The organism is Mycolicibacterium peregrinum (assembly GCF_001665625.1).
Taxonomy (GTDB): domain Bacteria; phylum Actinomycetota; class Actinomycetes; order Mycobacteriales; family Mycobacteriaceae; genus Mycobacterium; species Mycobacterium peregrinum_B.
In genome coordinates this window covers 21,112-41,251 of the sequence record NZ_LZSY01000098.1, presented here as the reverse complement: position 1 = coordinate 41,251, position 20,140 = coordinate 21,112, and the positions used below count along the sequence as shown (strand labels likewise).

23 protein-coding genes are annotated in these 20,140 nt (G+C 66.6%); 12 read left to right on the top strand and 11 right to left on the bottom strand.

Annotation, left to right across the window (positions count from 1 at the left end):
- Positions 1–40 precede the first annotated feature (40 nt).
- Positions 41–2,812, bottom strand: a complete 2,772-nt coding sequence (locus tag A5779_RS14310) for a helix-turn-helix transcriptional regulator (RefSeq protein WP_064882921.1) — start codon at positions 2,810–2,812, stop codon at positions 41–43.
- Positions 2,813–2,940: 128 nt separating this feature from the next.
- Here A5779_RS14310 and A5779_RS14305 point away from each other — a divergent pair, with 128 nt between their 5' ends.
- Positions 2,941–4,605: an FAD-binding protein gene (locus A5779_RS14305; protein ID WP_064882919.1), complete on the top strand. Its 1,665-nt coding sequence runs from the start codon at positions 2,941–2,943 to the stop codon at positions 4,603–4,605.
- Positions 4,606–4,608: 3 nt separating this feature from the next.
- Here A5779_RS14305 and A5779_RS33550 read toward each other — a convergent pair whose 3' ends face one another.
- Positions 4,609–4,779, bottom strand: coding sequence for a hypothetical protein (locus A5779_RS33550; RefSeq protein ID WP_110777308.1), 171 nt, complete (start codon positions 4,777–4,779; stop codon positions 4,609–4,611).
- A gap of 41 nt (positions 4,780–4,820) precedes the next feature.
- On the opposite strand from A5779_RS33550, the gene A5779_RS14300 reads away from it, so the two are divergent.
- Entirely contained in the window at positions 4,821–5,501 is a 681-nt protein-coding gene (locus A5779_RS14300) for a guanylate cyclase (protein ID WP_110777324.1), read from the top strand.
- A gap of 219 nt (positions 5,502–5,720) precedes the next feature.
- Complete coding sequence (locus tag A5779_RS14295; RefSeq protein WP_082941683.1) at positions 5,721–7,145, top strand: aldehyde dehydrogenase family protein; 1,425 nt, start codon at positions 5,721–5,723, stop codon at positions 7,143–7,145.
- A 24-nt stretch (positions 7,146–7,169) separates the two neighbouring features.
- Here the strand turns inward: A5779_RS14295 and A5779_RS14290 are convergent, their stop codons facing one another.
- Both A5779_RS14290 and A5779_RS14285 read right to left on the bottom strand, forming a co-directional pair.
- Positions 7,170–7,916, bottom strand: a complete 747-nt coding sequence (locus A5779_RS14290) for a class I SAM-dependent methyltransferase (RefSeq protein ID WP_064882915.1) — start codon at positions 7,914–7,916, stop codon at positions 7,170–7,172.
- Positions 7,917–7,944: 28 nt separating this feature from the next.
- Positions 7,945–8,343, bottom strand: a complete 399-nt coding sequence (locus A5779_RS14285; RefSeq protein ID WP_064882913.1) for a VOC family protein — start codon at positions 8,341–8,343, stop codon at positions 7,945–7,947.
- A gap of 106 nt (positions 8,344–8,449) precedes the next feature.
- Here A5779_RS14285 and A5779_RS14280 point away from each other — a divergent pair, with 106 nt between their 5' ends.
- The 3 genes from A5779_RS14280 to A5779_RS14270 are packed head-to-tail and all read left to right on the top strand — an operon-like array spanning position 8,450 to position 9,912.
- Positions 8,450–9,028 (top strand): P-loop nucleotide/nucleoside kinase family protein, encoded by a 579-nt coding sequence (locus A5779_RS14280; protein ID WP_064882910.1) that lies wholly within the window; start codon positions 8,450–8,452, stop codon positions 9,026–9,028.
- A 40-nt stretch (positions 9,029–9,068) separates the two neighbouring features.
- Entirely contained in the window at positions 9,069–9,479 is a 411-nt protein-coding gene (arr, locus tag A5779_RS14275) for an NAD(+)--rifampin ADP-ribosyltransferase (RefSeq protein WP_064882909.1), read from the top strand.
- Positions 9,480–9,531: 52 nt separating this feature from the next.
- Positions 9,532–9,912: a VOC family protein gene (locus A5779_RS14270; protein ID WP_064882907.1), complete on the top strand. Its 381-nt coding sequence runs from the start codon at positions 9,532–9,534 to the stop codon at positions 9,910–9,912.
- A 13-nt stretch (positions 9,913–9,925) separates the two neighbouring features.
- On the opposite strand, the gene A5779_RS14265 is transcribed toward A5779_RS14270, so the two are convergent.
- On the bottom strand, positions 9,926–10,267 hold the full coding sequence (locus A5779_RS14265) for a DUF1801 domain-containing protein (RefSeq protein WP_064882905.1): 342 nt from the start codon (positions 10,265–10,267) through the stop codon (positions 9,926–9,928).
- Positions 10,268–10,326: 59 nt separating this feature from the next.
- On the opposite strand from A5779_RS14265, the gene A5779_RS14260 reads away from it, so the two are divergent.
- Positions 10,327–10,707 (top strand): nuclear transport factor 2 family protein, encoded by a 381-nt coding sequence (locus A5779_RS14260; protein ID WP_064882903.1) that lies wholly within the window; start codon positions 10,327–10,329, stop codon positions 10,705–10,707.
- A 201-nt stretch (positions 10,708–10,908) separates the two neighbouring features.
- On the opposite strand, the gene ychF is transcribed toward A5779_RS14260, so the two are convergent.
- The gene (gene ychF / locus A5779_RS14255) at positions 10,909–11,991 is read right to left on the bottom strand and encodes a redox-regulated ATPase YchF (RefSeq protein ID WP_064882901.1); all 1,083 of its coding nucleotides are present in this window, start codon (positions 11,989–11,991) and stop codon (positions 10,909–10,911) included.
- A gap of 132 nt (positions 11,992–12,123) precedes the next feature.
- Here ychF and A5779_RS14250 point away from each other — a divergent pair, with 132 nt between their 5' ends.
- The gene (locus A5779_RS14250) at positions 12,124–13,275 is read left to right on the top strand and encodes a DUF6542 domain-containing protein (RefSeq protein WP_330220069.1); all 1,152 of its coding nucleotides are present in this window, start codon (positions 12,124–12,126) and stop codon (positions 13,273–13,275) included.
- 46 nt (positions 13,276–13,321) lie between these two features.
- Here the strand turns inward: A5779_RS14250 and A5779_RS14245 are convergent, their stop codons facing one another.
- A complete protein-coding gene (locus A5779_RS14245) occupies positions 13,322–14,335 on the bottom strand; it encodes a 4-hydroxy-3-methylbut-2-enyl diphosphate reductase (RefSeq protein WP_064882897.1) in 1,014 nt (337 codons plus the stop codon).
- Between the two features lie 62 nt (positions 14,336–14,397).
- Here A5779_RS14245 and A5779_RS14240 point away from each other — a divergent pair, with 62 nt between their 5' ends.
- The 4 genes from A5779_RS14240 (at position 14,398) to A5779_RS14225 (ending at position 17,641) form a co-directional block, all read left to right on the top strand.
- Complete coding sequence (locus A5779_RS14240) at positions 14,398–14,979, top strand: lipid droplet-associated protein (protein WP_064882895.1); 582 nt, start codon at positions 14,398–14,400, stop codon at positions 14,977–14,979.
- Positions 14,976–16,250 carry an exodeoxyribonuclease VII large subunit gene (gene xseA / locus A5779_RS14235; RefSeq protein ID WP_064882893.1) on the top strand — a complete coding sequence of 425 codons (1,275 nt, stop codon included), beginning with the start codon at positions 14,976–14,978 and terminating at the stop codon, positions 16,248–16,250. The genes A5779_RS14240 and xseA overlap by 4 nt, the downstream gene beginning before the upstream one ends.
- Before the next feature lie 20 nt (positions 16,251–16,270).
- Positions 16,271–16,483 (top strand): exodeoxyribonuclease VII small subunit, encoded by a 213-nt coding sequence (locus tag A5779_RS14230; RefSeq protein WP_055120573.1) that lies wholly within the window; start codon positions 16,271–16,273, stop codon positions 16,481–16,483.
- Positions 16,484–16,546: 63 nt separating this feature from the next.
- Positions 16,547–17,641, top strand: coding sequence for a 3-beta-hydroxysteroid dehydrogenase (locus tag A5779_RS14225; RefSeq protein ID WP_064882891.1), 1,095 nt, complete (start codon positions 16,547–16,549; stop codon positions 17,639–17,641).
- A 19-nt stretch (positions 17,642–17,660) separates the two neighbouring features.
- Here A5779_RS14225 and A5779_RS14220 read toward each other — a convergent pair whose 3' ends face one another.
- The 4 genes from A5779_RS14220 to A5779_RS14205 are packed head-to-tail and all read right to left on the bottom strand — an operon-like array spanning position 17,661 to position 20,080.
- Positions 17,661–17,990 (bottom strand): branched-chain amino acid transport AzlD family protein, encoded by a 330-nt coding sequence (locus A5779_RS14220; protein ID WP_064882888.1) that lies wholly within the window; start codon positions 17,988–17,990, stop codon positions 17,661–17,663.
- Entirely contained in the window at positions 17,983–18,666 is a 684-nt protein-coding gene (locus A5779_RS14215; RefSeq protein ID WP_064882886.1) for an AzlC family ABC transporter permease, read from the bottom strand. The genes A5779_RS14220 and A5779_RS14215 overlap by 8 nt, the downstream gene beginning before the upstream one ends.
- Before the next feature lie 45 nt (positions 18,667–18,711).
- Positions 18,712–18,987 (bottom strand): dsRBD fold-containing protein, encoded by a 276-nt coding sequence (locus A5779_RS14210; protein WP_055116674.1) that lies wholly within the window; start codon positions 18,985–18,987, stop codon positions 18,712–18,714.
- A 1-nt stretch (position 18,988) separates the two neighbouring features.
- Entirely contained in the window at positions 18,989–20,080 is a 1,092-nt protein-coding gene (locus A5779_RS14205) for a tellurite resistance/C4-dicarboxylate transporter family protein (RefSeq protein ID WP_064882884.1), read from the bottom strand.
- Positions 20,081–20,140 lie beyond the last annotated feature (60 nt).

The window sequence follows — 20,140 nt, the reverse complement described above, 5'->3', positions numbered from 1 at the left end:
GTGTGCACCACGGACTACGCGGGCCGGCTACGTACCGGGGCTAGGCCGACGGTGCCAGGGCACCCGGCAGCTCGCGGCGGGAGCTGATGCCGAGCTTCGCGTACACCTTGCGCAGGTGCCATTCCACGGTGTGTGGGCTGAGGAAGAGTTCCGCGCCGATCTTCGGGTTGGTCATTCCAGCGGCGGCCAACGCGGCGATCTGTGCCTCCTGCGGGGTCAGACTGGTCGTCGGCCCGGTTTCCCGGCTTCGCACGTGCTCACCGGTGGCCAGCAGTTCGCGGCGCGCCCGTTCGGCGAACGCCGTGGCTCCCATGCCATCGAACATCTGGTGTGCGGTGCGGAGGTGCTCCCGCGCCAGTGCCCGCCGACGGTTCCGGCGCAACCATTCGCCGTACAGCAGGTGGGTGCGTGCCACCTCGACCACCACGCGGTCGCGGGCAAGTTCCTCGATGGCCGTGCGGTACAGCGCGTCCGCCTCGTCACCGTCGGTGAGCAGGGCGCGGCTGCGCGCGCTGATGCCGCGGGCCCAGCCGGAACCGGCCGCGCGGGTCAGTTCGACCATACGGTCCAGCGATGACCGAGCCGCCTCGAGCTCACCGCACCGCACCGCAGCTTCGACATGCTCGACCAACGACAAGCCGGTGAAGTTGTAGCCGTCGTGCTCGATGCCCGCCTGGGCGACCGCGAGTGCCTCGTCGTATCGGGCCAGGCCGTTGTAGAGCAATCCCTGGATGTAGCCGGCGACCCCTAGCAGGGAGACCTCGCCGTGTTGGGCAGCACGGGCTTTGGCCTCGGCGATCGGGCCCGCGGCGCCCTCTTCCTCACCGCGCCACGCGGCCAGCACCAGCGAGGCATAGGCGTGAGGGGTTTGTCCGGTCGCCGCGGAGATCGCGTCGGCCTCGTCGATCATGCGGGCCGCCGTGGCGAAGTCGCCATGGTGGATGTAGACGCCGCCCAGGTAGATCAGCGCCGGCGGCAAGACCCCGAGCGCACCGATGTCACGCGCGAGCCGCACGGCACGGGTGGCGAAGGAGTCCCACGCGGGCAGATCCCACCCGTAGTGGATGAACGATTCCAGCGCGACCGGCACCAGAAGCAGCCATCGCATCGTCGCCTCGCGGCTGTGCAGTTCCTCCTGCGCGAAGGGCTCGAAGGCCCGGCGCAACGCAGGCACGCCGGTCTCATAACCGTCGGCCAACAGGGTGGCAACACCGTCGAGCAACAGGTCCGCGGCCGCGGAGTTCGACGGCGGAGCGCCGGAAGCCCGGGCGGCGACTGCCGCGGCCTTGGCACCGGCCGCGCCGTGGACCCGGCCGGCGAAGACCGTTGCGCTGATCGCCTCCAGGTACGTCTCGCGGGCCAGCGGTGAGCCGGCGGCCGCGAATTGCGCGGCGGCGTCGAGCAGCAACGGCGCAGCTTCGTCACTACGACTGCGGCCGAACAGGATTCGGGCCCGCAGACGCGCCAGCCGGGCCTGGTCCAGCGGGTCGAGTGGGCACAAGCTGGCCATGGTCGCCAACTCGGTGGCACGATCCGGGGAGGCGGCCGAGAAATGGGCCTCGGCGGCGGCGAGCGCCCGTCGCCCGCGCTGCCAGAGGTCCGGGGTCAACTCAGTGGCGCGTTCCAGCAGAACCGCCTCGGCCGCCATGCCACCGCGCTGCCGCGCCCGGCCTGCCGCGTGGTCCAAACCCGCCGCGACCTCCTCGTCGGGCCCGTCGGCCGCCTCTGCCGCGTGCCAGGCACACCGGTCCGGATCGAGTACCGGGTCGGTGACGGCCGCCAGCGCCCGGTGCACGGCCCGGCGCTGCTCGGGATCGGCCTGCCGGTACACCGCCGAGCGCACCAGTGGGTGGCGGAACCGGACGGACTCACCGAATTCGATCAGACCGGCCGCCTTCGCGGGCGCGGCATCGGGCGCGATGTTCATCGCGTCCGCCGCGCGCACCAGTAGCCGCGCCTCCCCGATCGGCTCTGCTGCCGCGATCAACAGCAGCGTTCGGGTCTGCGCAGGCAGCATCTGGATGCGGTCGGCGAAGTCCTGTTCGACGCGGCTCGACACCGATTCACGAATTGTCGCAGTCCCCGTCTCGACGCCGTAGGCGAGCTCGGCGGCACTGCGGCCGCGGTAGAGCTCGAGCAGTGCCAGCGGATTGCCGGAGGTCTCGGCTACCAGCCGATCCCGTACCCGCTCCTCCAGCCGCCCCTCCACGGCGCCCTCCAACAGCTCGCTCGCCGCCGCTGGATCCAGCCCGCCGAGCCGCAGCTCGGGTAGATCCCTGAGCACCGCGTGGCCCTCCGGATCGCGCACGGAGTACACCATCGCGACCGCCTCGGCCAGCAGCCGGCGTGCCACGAACTCCAACGTCAGCACCGACACCTGATCCAGCCACTGGGCGTCGTCCACGATGACCAGTACGGGCTTGGCCTCCGAGGCCCGGGTGAGCAGGGTCAACACCGCCAAGCCGACCAGGAACCGATCCGGCGGGTCCCCCGCCGCCAATCCGAAGGCGACCCGCAGCGCATCCCGCTGCGGCTCGGGCAGCGCATCTATCGTGCTGAGAAACGGTGCGCAGAGTTGGTGCAGGCCGGCATAGGCCAGCTCCATGTCCGCCTCGATCCCGCGGGCGGTGGTCACGGTCATCCCCGCGGCCTGAGCGGCCACGTACTCCAAAAGCACCGATTTCCCGATACCGGCCTCGCCCCGGATCACCGCTACCCCGGACTCACCGCGGCGCAGACCGCTGAGCAGGTCGGTCAGCTGGGTGCACTCGCGTTGCCTGCCAACCAGGTTGGGCAACGGGCTGGCACTCATGCGTACGGCTCCTGGCAGGGCTGGGCGGCACGGGTGTGCACGGCTGGCGAGAAATCTACCGGGATTGTCACAAACCGTGACGCCGCCCGGTCGGTACTTATAACCGGCCGTCTGCCCCAGGAGATTCCATGTCACCCCGCGAACATCAGCTCGCCACGTCTGTCCTGGTGGTGGGGGTCGGGGCCGCCGGGTTGCGAGTGGCCATCGAACTCGCCGAGGCCGGGGTGGCGGTCACGGCAGTGGGCAAGCACACACCGGATGACGATCACACCGGTCTGACCCTCAGTGGGATCAACGCGGCGCTGGACACCGCCGACGGCTGGGAACAACACGCGGCCGACACTCTGCTGGAAAGCCGCCTACTGGCCGATCCTCGCACCGTGCAGCGGGTCGCCCAGGGCGCCACCCAAGGCATCCATGACCTGGAGCGCTTCGGCATGCGCGTCGAGCGACCCGACGCAGGCCGGACCGCCGGGACCCATCCGTACCGGCGCAAGGCCGACGCCGGCGAGGTGCAACGCGTCCTGCGCGAACACGCAGTCCGGCTCGGGATCCCGATCCTCCCGACGGTTTATGTGACTCAGATCCTGGTGAACGACGGAGCGGTCTTCGGCGCCTACGGCTTCGATCTCGTCGACGGCGCACGGTATCTCGTGCACGCCGACGCGGTCGTCCTGGCGACAGGTGGCCACACCCGGATCTGGCGCCGGACATCGGCCCGCCGGGACGAGAACACCGGCGACTCGTTTCGCCTCGCCGTCGAGGCGGGCGCCCGGTTGCGAGACGCCGAGCTGGTGCAGTTCCGGCCGTTCGGCTTACTCGGTCCCGAGAACGTGGCAGGGACGCTGATCAGCGATTCGGTGTGCGAAGAGGGCGGTTTACTACTGAACACCGTCGGCGAACGGTTCATGACCCGCTACGACCCCGAGCACCTGGAGCGCGCCGGTCGGGACCGGGTCGCGATGGCGTCCTACGCCGAGATCAAGGCGGGGCGCGGCACCCGGCCCGGCGGGGTCTGGCTGGACCTGTCGCATCTGCCTGCCGAGAAGGTCATGACCCGACTGCCGCAGGTCTACCAGACCGTGTTGGAGCTCCAGGGGCGCGACGTCACCCGGGACCCGATCGAGGTGGCCCCGACCGCGCACTACTCGTTGGGCGGGATCGCTGACCGGCCCCAGGATCACGGCACCGAGATCGACGGGCTGTTCGTCACCGGCGAAGCCACCACCGGCTTGCACGGCGCAGGCCTGCTGGACGGAAACTCCTTGATCGCGGTGATGGTCTACGGCCGGCTGACCGGGCAAGCCGCAGCCGACTACTCGGCGCGGCTCACCGCCCAGCGTCGGTCACTGGCGGCGGTCCGTGAAGCTGAGGCGCGAGTCGACCGACTGCTGGCCGCCGATGGCAGCGAGAACATCCGCGGGTTGCAGCGTGCGGTGCGCAACCTGATGACCGAGCACGCCGGAGTGGTCCGAGACGAGGCCGGCCTGCTCTCCGGATTGGCAGCGCTCGGGGAGATCGAGGCGCGCATGGCCGACGTGGGTGTGCACACCGACATCAGCGGCTTCGCGGACCTGGCACACGCCTTCGACCTCCGGTCTGCAGTGCTTTCTGCCCGTGCCACGCTCGAGTGCGCGCTGGAACGACGCGAGACCCGGGGCTGTCACATCCGTTCCGACTACCCCGATCTCGACCCGGCGCTGCAGGTGAACCTGGTGTGGTCACCGCACCACGGCGTGCGCCGCGAGCCGGTCGCACCGATCCCTACCGACATTGCCGAGTTGATGCAGTAGGACTCAGCGCTTCGGCTCGCCGTGCTCGGCCTCGGCCAATCGCTGGTGCAGACGCTTGCGAATATCCTGCGGGGTGTAGGCATTTCGGCGGCGCTGATCACGCGCCACCATGACGCCGCCCGCCACGACCCCGGCGACACCGGCCAGTCCCACCCACTTCCACATGCTTCGCATGCACCCAGTGTGCATAAGCTGCGCTTGTGAAAGCGAACACCGTGTCGTTGACCAAGGCGCTCGAGGAGACCCGGACCGGTGACATCTGGCTGTTCCGCGGCGGCTCCGGACCAGACCGGGCGATCCAGACCCTCACCAACAGCCCGGTCAACCACGTCGGGATGACGGTGGCCATCGATGACCTGCCTCCGCTGATCTGGCACGCCGAACTCGGCGACAAGATGCTCGACGTATGGACCGGCACCAACCACCGCGGGGTGCAACTCAACGATGCCCGCGAAGTCGTCGAACGATGGGCGCACAGCTACGGGCAACGCTGCTGGTTGCGTCAGCTCACCCCCTTCGCGTCGCGCGAGCAGGAAGACCAGCTGCTCAAGGTGATCGCCCGGATGAACGGCACCGCCTTCCCCACCACCGCGCGACTGACCGGACGCTGGCTGCGCGGGCGGGTACCGATCGTCAGCGACTTCACCCGCGGAATTCCCTTTGTGCACAAGAAGGTTCGCGAGTCAGCCGACCGCAAGAAGGCGCGCGGCCGCCAGGTCGGGCTGGAGACCGCCTACTGCGCCGAAACCGTGGCCATCACCTACGAGGAGATGGGCCTGCTGACCACCGAGAAGCATTACAACTGGTTCGATCCCGGCTCGTTCTGGAGCGGCGATCAATTGCCCCTGGCCGCGGGCTACCGACTGGGTGACGAAGTCTCGGTAATCGTCGACTGAGACCGACATGGTCCGACGGGTAGTCGATTCCTCGGATCAACGAGCCTGCCCGGATCAATCGGTCAAGAGTGGTGCCCAGCCTGCACACGGTTCCCCCGCACGCGGCATTATGTTAATGTTCATTCTTGATAGATACGGGTCTCTATCAGGTCTGATAGTGGAAATAGAACACACTGTCGAGAAATTATGTGAATATATATTCACTCACCGGGGGCAGCGATGACGGGAACAACATCCAGGAACGGCAACGGCGCAGCGGTCGATGACGAGGCGACCGAGGTCTACATCAGTCGAATCATCAAGACCCTGCGGGCCACCTTCGACAGCGGCCGGACGCGATCGGCGCAATGGCGATCAGACCAGCTGAACCGACTCGCACAGATGATGACCGACAACGAGACGGAGATCATCGATGCGCTGTCGGCAGATCTCGGCCGCGCGCCCTTCGAATCCTGGTTGACCGATATTGCGGGCACGGTGGCCGAAGCCCGTTACGCCGCAAAGCATGTCAAGCGTTGGATGCGCCGCGACCGGAGGATGCTCGAGTTGCCCCAGTTGCCGGGACGGGGCTGGGTCGAGTACGAACCCTACGGAACCGTCCTGATCATCGGGACTTGGAACCTGCCCTACCTTCTGACGCTCGGGCCCGCCATCGGCGCCATTTCGGCGGGAAACACCGTGCTGATCAAGCCTTCTGAGTTCGCACCACGAACATCACAACTGCTGGCCGAGCTTGTTCCGCGCTATCTCGATCACGATGCCATCGCCGTGGTCGAAGGCGCACGCTCGACCAGCGAGCTGTTGCTCAAACAGGAATTCGACCGCATCTTGTTCACCGGTGGCGCCGAGACCGGCCGCAAGATTCTCGCGGCGGCAGCGCGACATCTGACACCCGTCACTCTGGAATTGAGCGGCAAGAGCCCGGTGATCCTCGCCGACGACTGCGACGTCGATGTCGCAGCCTCCCGGGTCGCGTGGACCAAGCTCATCAACTCCGGCCAGGTATGCGTCGCCCCTGACTATGTGCTCGCTCACCGCGACGTCGCCGAGCGATTCGTCGACGGGCTGTGCGATGCCTGGGTTCGTCAGCGGGTGGACCAGCCAAAAGGCATGCGCGTCTTGAACCTCGACCACCTTGAGCGACTGAGTGAGTACCTGATCGAAACGCGCGGGGAGATCGCTTTCGGAGGCGGGCTCGACCGCTCATCACTCACCGTCGAGCCGACCGTGATCCTCGATCCCTCCCCTTCAGAACCGCTGATGACCGAGGAGATCTTCGGGCCGATCCTGCCGGTGGTGACCGTCGATTCCCTTGACGATGCCATCGATTTCGTGAACTCCCGCCCGAAACCGCTTGCCGCGTACCTCTTCAGCCGATCCCGCGCGGTCCGCAATCGCGTGGTGTCCGAGGTGTCGGCAGGCGGAATGCTGATCAACCACGTGGCATTCCAGGCATCGACCACCCGGCTGCCGTTCGGTGGCGTCGGCAACTCCGGGATGGGCGCCTACCACGGGCGATGGGGCTTCCAGGAGTTCAGCCATTCCAAGACGGTGCTCACCAAACCCACCCGGCCTGACCTGTCCAAGATGCTGTACCCCCCCTACAGCGACCGGGCCTGGAAGCTGGCGCGCAAGCTGTTCTGACCGCTAGAGCGTCACCGGTTCCGGTCAGACCGTCCCGCGCGCGGCCCACGCGGTGGCGGTAACCGTGAAGGGGCCACTGCCGAGATGTTCGCGCGCCACCGATTCGAGTCGGGCACGATCGGCGTCGTCGAGGCTCTGAACATAGTCACCAGCCGGGCCGACACCGAATGTGTATGGCTCCCACCACTCCTCGAACGTCGGATGCACCACATCGGCGGCAATCGGACGCTCTTGCACGTCACGCAGTCCGGCGGCCTCGAATATCTCGGTCAGCTGCCCTCGGTGAGCACCGGAAAGTAGCGCTTCGTCCTCGGCGTCAGGTTCGATCAGGTGAACGGCCTCCCAGAATGGTGCCAGTGCGCCGGTCGGCCCGTCCCACACGCATGCTGCGACGATTCCGCCACGCCGCGTGACGCGGGCCATCTGCCCGATGCCGACCACCGGATCCGTCATGAAGTGCACCACCAACTGGGCGAGGGCGGCATCGAAGGCAGCCGCGCCATAGGGCAATTCCTCTGCCGTGCCCTGGCGCACGTCGACCTCCGGGTAGCGCGCACGGATCGCGTCGACGAACGGCGGTGACGGATCGATTGCCGAGACCCGGGCTCCGACCGACAGCAGATGCGCCGTCAGTGCACCCGGCCCACAACCGACGTCGAGTACGTTGTCGCCGGCGTTCACCTCGGAAAACGCCGCAAAGACCTTCGCAAGAGGCTCGGCGTACCGGCCCATGAATCGCGCATAGGCGTCCGGCGGAACCTCGAAGCTCACCTCGAAATGCTACGTCGGCATCCCCGAGTCACAGCCCGAATTTGGCCCGAGCAGCCTCGGTGACCGGCGTGAACAGGTTGATGAGGTTGCCGTCGGGATCCCGGAACATCAGCGCGCGGTTACCCCACGGCATCGTGGTGGGCTCGGTGACGACGTCGTCCAACTGTCCGGCCAACCGCCCGTACTCGGCGTCCACGTCGTCGACTATGAATTCGATGATCGCACTTCGGTTTGCCGCGGGCTCTGCAGATCCTGGCCCGAACAGTGGAACGGTCTTGTCGCTGCCGATCGCCAACGTGCCCACCGGCGTCGGAATCTCGGCAAAGAGTTCGTTGCCCCATACCGCGCTGACCCCCGTGACCATCTCGTAGAACGATGCGAGCCGCTGGACGTCGGCCGTGATGATGCGGGTCGAAAGAAATTTCATGTCAACAACTCCTGGGGATTTGCGGTCACTGCGCCGGCGTGCTCGGCGGCCGGTACCGCAGCATGCTAGACATGCACTCCGACAACCGGACGTAACATCGAATGCCGTGACCGCCGAGAAGACCACCCCGGTCCTCGTCGTGCTGTCGGGGCTTCCTGGCGTCGGCAAGACCACCGTGGCACGGCACGTGAGCGCTGAAATCGGTGCAGTACATGTACGACTCGACACGATCGAAGCGGCCATGACGGCATCGGGATTCATCGACCGGGCCGGCGGCTGGGAGGCTGTCCCCGATGCCGGCTATCGGATCGCCAATGCGATTGCCTCCGATTTCCTGTGCGCTGGGCATGACGTCGTGGCCGACAGCGTGAATCCGCTCGGCATCACGAGACAAGCCTGGGCTGAGGCCGCACGGACCGCGCGAGCCACACTCGTCGACGTCGAGGTGACCTGCAGTGATCAGAACCTGCACCGCAAACGCGTCGAAGCCCGGGCCTCAGACATCGATGGATTGACCGTGCCGACGTGGCAACAGGTCGAGGACCGGACCTATGAGCCGTGGGGCCACGCGATTCTTCGCGTCGACACTGCGGCGGGAGTGGAGGCCGCGACCGCGGCCATCGTCACCGCGGTTCACCATGCACGCGCAGCCGCGTTCGATCCGCCGGCCGAACCCCGAATGTGAAGAGCGTTCGGCATCCCTGGCTTGTTTGTAACCTGTCGAGATGGACGAGGTTTCGGATGACGGGCCGTTCTTTCACGGCACCAAGGCCGACCTGCGGGTGGGCGATCACCTCACCGCCGGTTTCCGTTCCAACTACCGGCCCGAAATCGTGATGAACCACATCTACTTCACCGCGTTGCGCGACGGCGCAGGCCTCGCTGCCGAACTCGCCGCGGGCGACGGGATTCCGCGGGTCTATGCCGTGGAACCGACCGGGGAGTTCGAGAACGATCCCAACGTCACCGACAAGAAGTTCCCTGGCAACCCCACCCGGTCCTACCGGACCAGGGAGCCGCTCCGCATCGTCGGCGAGATCACCGACTGGACGCGACTGACACCCGAGGCTCTGCAGATGTGGCGGGAACGGCTGTCCGCGATCCACGCCGAGGGCCGCGGCGAGATCATCAACTAGGTACGACCGAACGCTAACGCGGCATTCCGTGCCGAGAACACCGGGAGACACGATGGCCAACCGTTGGTCCGGAGTAACCATCGATTGCGCCGATCCCATTCGGATGTCGATCTTTTGGGCCGCCGTGCTCGGCATTCCCGCGTCGAGCGAACACGGCGATGATCCGGCCTGGGCGACTGTGGGCTCACGCGCGGGACGGCTTCCCCGCCTTACCTTCCAGCGTGTAGCTGAACCGAAAGCCGGAAAGGTGCGCATCCACCTGGACGTCGAGGTCGATGACATCGCCACCGGACGTCGTCAGGTCGAGGAGCTGGGTGGACGCTTCTCCGGCTTCCGACACGACTACGACGAGGGGGTGGTGCTGAACATGCTGGATCCCGAAGGTCATGAGTTCTGCTTGGTCCAATACTTCGAGAACCACGTAGCGGACTGATCGTCTCAGCGCACTACCTGCGGTTTACTCTGACTGCCTCTTGAATCAGCGCTTTGAATGCGTCCGCATCCATCTCGTCATCTTCGCGCAGATCGATGGAACGTCCGACTGGCGCCTCGAGGCTCGCATTGAACAAATGGTCGGGGTCGTTCACCGACGAGCCTTTGGCGAAATTCACCTTGACTTTACCCTTGTACATCTCCAGTGTGCAGATCAGGCCGTCGAGCGAAAACGCAGGCACACCATCAGGATTCGAGGGCTTGCGCCACTTGATCTCCTCGACGACGTCGGGTTCGGCTTGCTTGATCAGCGATCGGATCTCATCGACCCGATCGACTCGCCAGTCCCCACTCACAACCGTCAATGTACTCCGATCAACATAGGTGCCCACCCCGTCCCTATAACGTCGTTGCCATGGCAGACGACGATGTACGTACCGCACTTGAGGAGCACTGGGCGTCGTCCGATGTGAACGATTTCGACACTGAACATCGGATCTATCGGGCCGACGCAGTTCTCGAATATCCCCAATCAGGTGAGCGAATCCGCGGCCGCGACGGCATTCGGGCTTCGCGTGAAGCTCAGCCGAACGCGAAACGTTTCACTGTCCGCCGGATCCTCGGCGGCGGTGATCTGTGGATCAGCGAACTGGTCCTGACCTACGACGGGCAGCCGTCCTACGTGGTGAGCATCATGGAATTCATGGACGGCGAAGTAGTCCGCGAGACCCAGTATTTCGGCGATCCATTCAGCCCCGGTCCATCCCGCACTCGATGGGTCGAATCCATCGGCTGATCCCGCGCATCACCCGTTCAAGGGGAACTCCAGCCTGTTATCTCACCAATCAACATTCGCCGGCGCCGGGCTTGGCACTTGATCGCCGGCCGCACGATTGCTGGGACGTGTGGCACGACTGACGCTCCTGCTCATCGTTGACTCTGCGGTCAGGGCGCAAAACTTCGAGAGCACGTCGCCATAGCCGCAGAGTCAGCGGCACTAGACGTTGAAGCGGAACTCCACCACGTCCCCGTCGGCCATCACGTAGTCCTTGCCTTCCATGCGGACCTTGCCGGCGGCCTTGGCCGCGGCCATCGACCCGGCCTCGACGAGATCGTCGAACGAGACCACCTCAGCCTTGATGAAGCCCTTCTCGAAGTCGGTGTGGATCACGCCGGCTGCCTTGGGCGCGGTGTCGCCCTGGTGGATGGTCCAGGCGCGCGACTCCTTCGGCCCCGCCGTCAGATAGGTCTGCAGTCGCAGGGTGTGGAAACCGGCGCGGGCCAACGCGTCCAGGCCACGCTCGGTCTGCCCGATCGACTCCAGCAGCTCTTGGGCGGACTCGTCGTCGAGCTCGATCAGCTCCGATTCGATCTTGGCGTCCAGGAACACCGCGTCGGCCGGGGCCACCAGCGCCCGCAGCTCGGCCTGCTTCGCCTCGTCGGTGAGCACCGACTCGTCGGCGTTGAACACATACAGGAACGGCTTGGTGGTCATCAGGTTCAGCTCGCGAAGAATCGACCAGTCCTGGGCCGACGAGGACACGGAAAAAAGAGTCTTGCCGTCGTCGAACACGGCCTGCGCCGCGACCGCCGCGTCCAGCACCGGCTTGCGTTCCTTGTTGTTGCGGGCTTCCTTCTCGAGGCGCGGCACCGCCTTCTCCAGCGTCTGCATGTCGGCCAGGATCAGCTCGGTCTCGATCACCTCGATGTCCGACCGCGGGTCCACCCGCCCGTCGACGTGCACCACGTCGTCGTCGGCGAACACCCGCACCACCTGACAGATGGCATCGCACTCACGGATGTTGGCGAGAAACTTGTTACCGAGACCCGCACCTTCGGACGCGCCCTTGACGATCCCGGCGATGTCCACGAACGTCACCGGCGCCGGCACGGTCTTCTCCGAGCCGAAGATCTCGGCGAGCTTGTCGAGCCGGGGATCGGGCAACGGCACCACGCCCTCATTGGGCTCGATGGTCGCAAACGGGTAGTTGGCCGCCAACACGTCGTTACGCGTCAGGGCATTGAACAGAGTCGACTTTCCGACGTTCGGCAAACCGACGATTCCCAGGTTCAGGCTCACAGAGAAGAGAGTCTAGGCCCGTGTGACCGGCACGCCAGCGCGAGCTGGCAGCACGCGGCCAGACAGAGCCGGTACGGTCAACGTGTGTCAGGACAGCGCGCACAGTCGGCAGTGCCGGCTGACCATCGCTCTGTGCACCCGCGATTCGCCGGTGTGCCGTGGTGGGGAGCTGTCCTTTTGGCGGTCACGGCTACCGCGATCGGCTTTGCCTTCGATGCCGGTGCAGGCAATCGAGAGCTCAGTTCGGTGTTCGCGATCTGCTATTCCCTCGGTTGCATCCTGGCCGTTCTGGCCGTCCAGCAGGCCGGGCTGTTCACCGCGGTGATCCAGCCCCCGCTGATCCTGTTCGTCGCCGTACCCGGGTCCTATTTCCTGTTCCACGGGGGCGAGCTGCAGGGCGTCAAAGACCTGGCCATCAACTGCGGATATCCCCTGATCGAACGCTTCCCGCTGATGCTGTTCCTCTCGGCCACAGTGCTGCTGATCGGCCTCGGCCGGTGGTACGTCGGCCTGACATCGCGCAAGGACACCGGCGTGGACGAAGCGGCCGGCTCCGGGACGGCGAAAACAGCTGCGGCATCGCCCGTCGCGGGAATTGTGTCATCTGTCACAACGAAACTTTCCGGGCTGGTTCTCCGCAAACCCGCCACGGCGTCCCCGCGCCGGGACCGGACCGCCGAGCACGACCCCGCCTCGGATATCCCGCCGCGGCGTCGTCCCTCTGAACGACCGACACGGCGACGTCCCGCCGGTGCCGAATCCGGCGCTGGGGTGGCAGCGGCGGCCGGAGCAGGCGCCGGGCGTCCCCGGGGCGAACGCAGGCCGACCAAACGCACCGCCCCGCCTCGCCCCCGCCCCGACCGCACGGCCACCGGCGATCTCGGCAACGAACTCGACGGCGCCATTCCCGAGCGGCCACGGCGGCCCAGGCCGCCGCGCTCGGCCGAGCCCGGGGCAGGCGAGCCGCGCCGGCGGGTACGCAGCCAGCCGCGCGAACCGCGCAAGCAGCCACCGCCCGAGCGGCGCGAGGCCGGCGCATTCGAGGCCCCGCGTGAGCGCCCACAGCGGCAGCGTCGCCGATTCGACGACTATCAGCCGTTCGAGGAATCATTCGAGCAACCGAACCAGTCCAACGGTTCAGGCCGTTCGACGCACCACCCGGTGTCACGGGTGCGGTACCGCGGTGCCGACGACGAGGATCACCGCGTGGGGCACCGGACGCGACCGCGCTCGACCAAGGGTTCGACGCCCCGGGGACGTCACTCCTGGGAGTACGACGACTGAAGGCGGTTCAGCCGTCACCCCGGTTGCCCGGAATCAGGCATGTGGGTCAGGCGCGCGGCGGGCGGATCTCACGCGGCAAGGCGAACACCAACGTCTCGTTGGCGGTGGTCACGGGCTGCACAGTGCCGTAACCGTATTCGGCAAGCCGCTCGAGCACACCGCGCACGAGCACCTCGGGAACCGATGCCCCGGAGGTGACGCCCACCGTGGTGACGCCCTCCAACCAGGCCGGGTCGATGTCTTCGGCGTAGTCGACCAAGTGGGCGGCGTCGGATCCGGCGCCGAGGGCCACCTCGACCAGTCGCACAGAGTTCGACGAGTTGCGCGAGCCGACCACGATCACGAGCTCACATTCGGGCGCCATCGCCTTGACGGCAACCTGACGGTTCTGCGTCGCGTAGCAGATGTCGTCGCTCGGCGGATCCTGCAGCGTCGGGAACTTCTCGCGGAGCCGGCGCACCGTCTCCATCGTCTCGTCGACGCTCAGCGTGGTCTGCGACAGCCAGATGACCTTGTTCGGGTCACGCACCGTCACCTGGTCCACCGCGTCCGGATTGTCGACGACCTGGACGTGGTCGGGCGCCTCACCCGCGGTGCCGACGACCTCCTCATGACCGGTGTGACCGACGAGCAGGATGTCGTAGTCGTCGCGGGCGAACCGCTTGGCCTCGTTGTGCACCTTGGTGACCAGCGGGCAGGTGGCGTCGATCGTCCTGAGGTTGCGGGCGGCAGCCTCGACGTGCACGGTCGGCGCGACGCCGTGCGCCGAGAACACCACGATCGCCCCTTCGGGCACCTCGTCCGTCTCGTCGACGAACACCGCGCCGGCCTTGGCCAGCGTTTCGACGACGTGCACGTTGTGCACGATCTCGTGGCGCACATAGACCGGTGCGCCGTGCTTCTCAAGGGCGCGCTCGACGGTCTCGACGGCCCGGTCCACACCCGCGCAGTATCCGCGCGGTTCGGCCAGCAGGACGCGCTTGCCAAAGGCTTGCGAACCGCCGCCCGACCTCACCGAGCTCGTGGCACCCGGGATACCCATGTTGATTGTCGGCGGCATGTCTCCAGGGTACGGGGCGACAATGCAAGGGAGCCAGCCGTGGCTGTGGCTAGTCTGTGCACATGGGAACTGCACCGTACGGGGTCCGGCTGCTGGTGGGCGCGGCTGCGACCGCGATCGAGGAAACTCGCAAGCTGCCCCAAACCATCCTGACCTACCCCATGACGGTGGCCAGCCAGGCGGCCAACATCGTCATGCACGTCCAGCAGAACCTTGCCGAGCTCGTGGTCAAGGGCGACGAAACGCTCGAACAACTGTTTCCGCCCAAGGACGAGCAGCCCGAGTGGGCCACCTTCGACGAGGATCTCGACTCCGACCTCGACGGCGCGACGGTCGACGACGCGGAGGCCACCGACGGCGACCGGCGTACCGAGGGGCGGTTCGCGCTGTACAGCACCGGGGAGCCCGAGTCCGCAGCTGGGACGAACGGCAAGTCCGCACGTGCTGCCGACGCAGGGGCCGCGCCGGACATCGCGGCCGAACTCGGGTACGACGCGCTGACGCTGGCGCAGCTTCGCGCCCGGTTGACCTCGTTGCGCGTGGCCGATCTCGAAGCGCTCCTGGCCTATGAGGAGGCCGGCCGGGCCCGCGCACCGTTCGTCACGTTGCTCGCCAACAGGATCACCCGCGCGACCGCGAAGTGACCGAACCGGGCCAGTCACCGGAAAACCCCTGGCCGGTCCGCGCCGTGGCGACCCGCGTCGCCAAGTGGATCGACCGGCTCGGCACGGTGTGGGTCGAAGGGCAGCTGACCGAGCTCAAGATCCGCCCGGACTCCAAAACCGTCTTCATGGTGCTGCGGGATCCGGCCGCCGACATGTCCCTGACCCTGACCTGCCCGCGCGATCTGGTGCGCAATGCACCGGTCAAGCTGTCCGAGGGCACCCAGGTGATCATCTGCGGCAAGCCCAACTTCTACACCGGTCGCGGCACATTCTCGTTGCGGGTCAGCGAGATTCGTGCGGTCGGTATCGGTGAGCTGCTGGCCCGGATCGAGCGGTTGCGTCGGCTGCTGGAGGCCGAAGGACTGTTCGACCCCCGCCTCAAACGGCCGATCCCGTTCCTGCCCAACACCATCGGTCTGATCACCGGACGCGCGTCAGCCGCCGAACGGGACGTGACGACGGTCGCCACCACCCGTTGGCCCGCAGTGCGTTTCGCGATCCGCAACACGATCGTCCAGGGACCCAATGCCGTTCCCCAGATCGTGGACGCGCTGGCGGCGCTGGACGCCGATCCCGACGTCGATGTCATCGTCCTGGCACGCGGCGGCGGCAGCGTCGAGGACCTGCTGCCGTTCTCCGACGAGACGCTGTGTCGCGCCATCGTCGCCTGCCGCACCCCGGTGGTCAGCGCGATCGGCCACGAACCCGACGCTCCCCTGTCCGATCTCGTCGCCGACCTGCGCGCCGCCACCCCGACCGACGCGGCCAAGCGGATCGTTCCCGACGCCGCCGCCGAACAGGCGCTGATCACCGATCTGCACCGGCGCAGCGCCCGCGCACTCCGCAACTGGGTGCACCGCGAACAGCATCACCTGGAGCAGCTGCGCAGCCGCCCGGTCCTCGCGCAACCCCTGGCGGCGCTCACCGCACGCGCCGACGAGATCACGCGGGCCAGGGCCACCGCCCAACGTGACATCACGCGGCTGATCGCCGCGGAGGCCGATACCATCGGCCACCTGTCTGCACGGCTGACCGCGCTCGGCCCGGCAGCCACCCTGGCCCGCGGGTATGCGGTGGTGCAGACGGTTCCGACGTCGGGTGAACCGACCGTTTTACGTTCAGTGGCCGATGCGCCGGAAGGCACCCGACTGCGGGTCCGGGTGTCGGACGGAGTGATCACCGCCGCGAGCGACGGCAATGAGGGTGCAGCCGTGAGCGACGGCAATGACGTGAGCGACGGCAATGAGTAGAGGGTGTGAGCATCGTGAGTATTAAGCCTATTAGTGAGTTGGGCTATGAAGAGGCCCGCGATGAGCTGATCGCCGTCGTGCAGCAGTTGGAGCAGGGTGGCCTCGATCTCGATGCTTCGCTCAACCTCTGGGAGCGGGGCGAGAAGCTGGCACAACGGTGCGAAGAGCACTTAGCGGGAGCACGCCAGCGCGTCGAGCAGGCGCTGGCTGCGCGGGAGGCCGAAGAAGATTGATCCAGCAACTATTTTTGCGCATCGCGCTCGAAACTGGAACCTGTTTCAGTTAAGCTGCCCGTCATGGGTGACGCATCTTTGACCACTGAACTCGGCCGCGTCCTGGTGACCGGAGGCTCCGGCTTCGTCGGCGCCAATCTGGTGACCGAGCTGCTCGACCGCGGATACGTGGTGCGCTCCTTCGACCGCGCACCGTCGCCACTGGCCGATCACGCCGGTCTTGAGGTCATCGAGGGCGACATCTGCGACAAGCAGACCGTGGCCGCGGCCGTCAAGGACATCGACACCGTCATCCACACCGCGGCCATCATCGACCTGATGGGCGGCGCCTCGGTCACCGAGGAGTACCGGCAGCGCAGCTTCGCCGTCAACGTCGAGGGCACCAAGAACCTCGTACACGCGGCCCAGGAGGCGGGCGTCAAGCGCTTCGTCTACACCGCCTCCAACAGCGTGGTCATGGGCGGACAAGACATCGTCAACGGCGACGAGACCATGCCGTACACCGCCCGGTTCAACGACCTCTACACCGAAACCAAGGTCGTGGCAGAGAAGTTCGTGCTGGCACAGAACGGCGAACACGGCATGCTCACCTGCGCGATCCGGCCCAGCGGCATCTGGGGCCGCGGCGATCAGACCATGTTCCGCAAGGTGTTCGAGAACGTGCTCGCCGGACACGTCAAGGTGCTGGTCGGCAACAAGAACATCAAGCTGGACAACTCATACGTGCACAACCTGATCCACGGGTTCATCCTGGCCGGCCAGCATCTGGTCCCCGGCGGCACCGCACCCGGTCAGGCCTATTTCATCAACGACGGCGAGCCCATCAACATGTTCGAGTTCGCCCGTCCCGTCCTGGCGGCATGCGGCCGTCCGCTGCCGACGTTCTATGTGTCAGGACGCCTGGTGCACAAGGTGATGATGGCCTGGCAGTGGCTTCACTTCAAGTTCGCCCTGCCCGAGCCGTTGATCGAACCCCTTGCGGTGGAACGGCTTTACCTCAACAACTACTTCTCCATCGCGAAGGCCAAGCGCGACCTTGGCTACGAGCCGTTGTTCACCACCGAACAGGCGATGGCCGAATGCATGCCCTACTACGTCGACATGTTCCACCAGATGGAGTCGGCGAAGAAGGAGCCGGCCGCCGCGGCCGCTCGCTGAGCACGCTTCCACGAAATTCTCACGCCCAAAACGACATCAGCACGACATAGATCGTCGTACCGGCCAGGATCGACAACAGCGCGCTGCCGCGCACCCAGTGCAGGGCTGCGGTCGACGCCACCGCGATGCCCAGCCACAGCAGTTGCCGGGTGCCGCCGTCGGTGTGGCCCCGCAAGGTATAGATCGCCAGCATGGCCATCACCCCGAGCGGCATGTGCGTACTGAGGTAACGCACCACGGTGCTGTGCCGCATCGGCGCGAGAACCGCGAATGGCAGGGCACGCAACGCCCAGGTGATGCCGGCCGCGACAGCCACCAGCAGCGCGATGTGACCGGCGTGGTCAGGCATGACGACGCCGTTCGACGCCGAGTCGGGCCAGCAGCACCACCGTGAAGCCGGCGAACGCGCAGACCAGCAGTTGGCCGGGCACCAGCAGCCAGGCGACCACCGCGCAGCCCACTGCCGTCAGTGCGGTCAGCCGGTCGGGCCGCTGCCGGTATGCGTCGATGGCCAGCACGACGAACAGCGCAGTCAGGGCGAAATCCAGCCCCTGCAATCGTTCGACCGGCAGTGCCGAACCGATCAGTCCGCCCAGCGCGGCGCCGGTGACCCAGAGCGCCTGCAACGCGGCCTGCATCATCAGAATCGGCCGACTTGTCCAGTGCTCGGCAGCCGGGCTCACCGCCACCGCGTACGCCTCATCCGACAGCGCGTAGGTGCTGTAGAGCTTGCCCACGGGACTCTTGACGCGGTCCAACGGGAACGACAGCGCGTAGAACGCGTGCCGACTGTTCACGATGAACGTGGTCAATGCGACCGTGCCGAGAGGTGCCGCCGTTGCCGCCAGTCCCACCATCAGGAATTCCAGGGAGCCGGCGTAGATCACCGCGGCGAAGGCCGGCGCCCACCACCAATCCAGGCCCGCGTGGACCACCAGCAGCCCCAGAGCCATGCCCAGCGGAATGAACGCCAGGCCGATCGGCGCGGTCACCGACATGACCCCGCGCAAAGAGTGGTCGGACATGCCGAAGAGTGTGCCGCACCCGGGCGGACACCCTGGCAGCCCCGTTCAGCGGTACAGATGCACCGGGTGGTGCGTGGACTGCTCGATGCGTGCCGATGCGGCATGCAGGAGATCGCTGCCCAAGGCGATGAGGGCACGGGCCGCAGCGATCTCCTCACCGATCATCGGTGCGCCGGGGTCTTTCGGGTTGCGGTAGGCGTCGCCGGTGGTGGACATGGTGTCGTCGCGCACCTGCGCCCGGGCCGACGCGTGGGTGTGGACCTCGTCCTCGGAGAACTCGATCTCGACGAGCCACTTGTTGGTCAGATCCTTGTCGTACATGTCAATCACCCTCCACCTCCAAGGGTGCGCCGGATACGGCGTCCACGCCAGGGGTGGCGTCGCGATCGAGCCAGAGCGTGAGGACGAGGTGGCGGAGCATCGCCACGAACACCAGCGCCCACACCGCCAGCGCGATCCAGCTCTCGATGTATCCGATGCGCTCCACGATCGGCAACTGATCGGCCTGACCGAGGTAGTGGCCACCGACGCCGTACATGCCGAGCGGGAAGACCACACTCCACAGGGTGGCGTCGTAGCGCAACGGAATGCGATGAACCCAGTGGCGCCAGATCCCGGCCGCGATCAGCGGCGGGATGAGCCAGGTACCGAAGGCCCAGAAGAAGACCGACGTTCCCGCGATCAGGCCGCGCGTGGCCGCGACCATGGGCGCATCCGCCATCTCCACGATCCGGGCCCCGGCCACCACGGTGATGGCGGTGGCCCCCATCGCCACCCAGTACGGCGGCGTGAGATCGGTGGGCAGCAGCGGGTACACCAGCATCCGGACAGCCACGAAGATGCCGGCCGCGCCGTAGAGAAATATCCCGACCGACCAAGAGAACACCGCCAACAACGCCAATTCCGAACGGCCCACGGCTATTTCGGGTTGTAACGCCGCGGCCAGCACCGCGATGGACTGGCTGGCCACCACCCAGATGAACCAGGTGCCGTTGGCACTCTGCAGCACTGGCCGGACGGCTTGACCGAGAACCGCCGTCCACGGCACCACATAGCCCAGCACCATCCAGGCGACCCAGCCGATCGCCAAGAGTGTGAACGCCAAGCCGTAATGGCCGTCAGCGGCCAGTCGCGTCCCGACCACGCAGGTCGCGGCCACGAACGTGAACATGGCGAAACCGCGGCTCGGATCGGTCAGATCGGCCATGAACTCCCGGCGGAAGGCGACGATACGGAGGACCGTCAGCGTCACCAGAACCACGTAGGCGATGCCCGCGATCCACAACAGCACCACCGAAACCGCATGCGCACGGTGGTAAGTCATTGCGATGGACATGATTCCGGTGCCCATGACGAGCGCGAAGTAACCGGGGTGCAGGGTGCGCACTGCCTCGCGGACTGTCGGCTCACTCATGGCTTTGGTCTTACCACCGCAACGCTGGACGAATGCGTAAATATCCGGCGACAGGCGGAC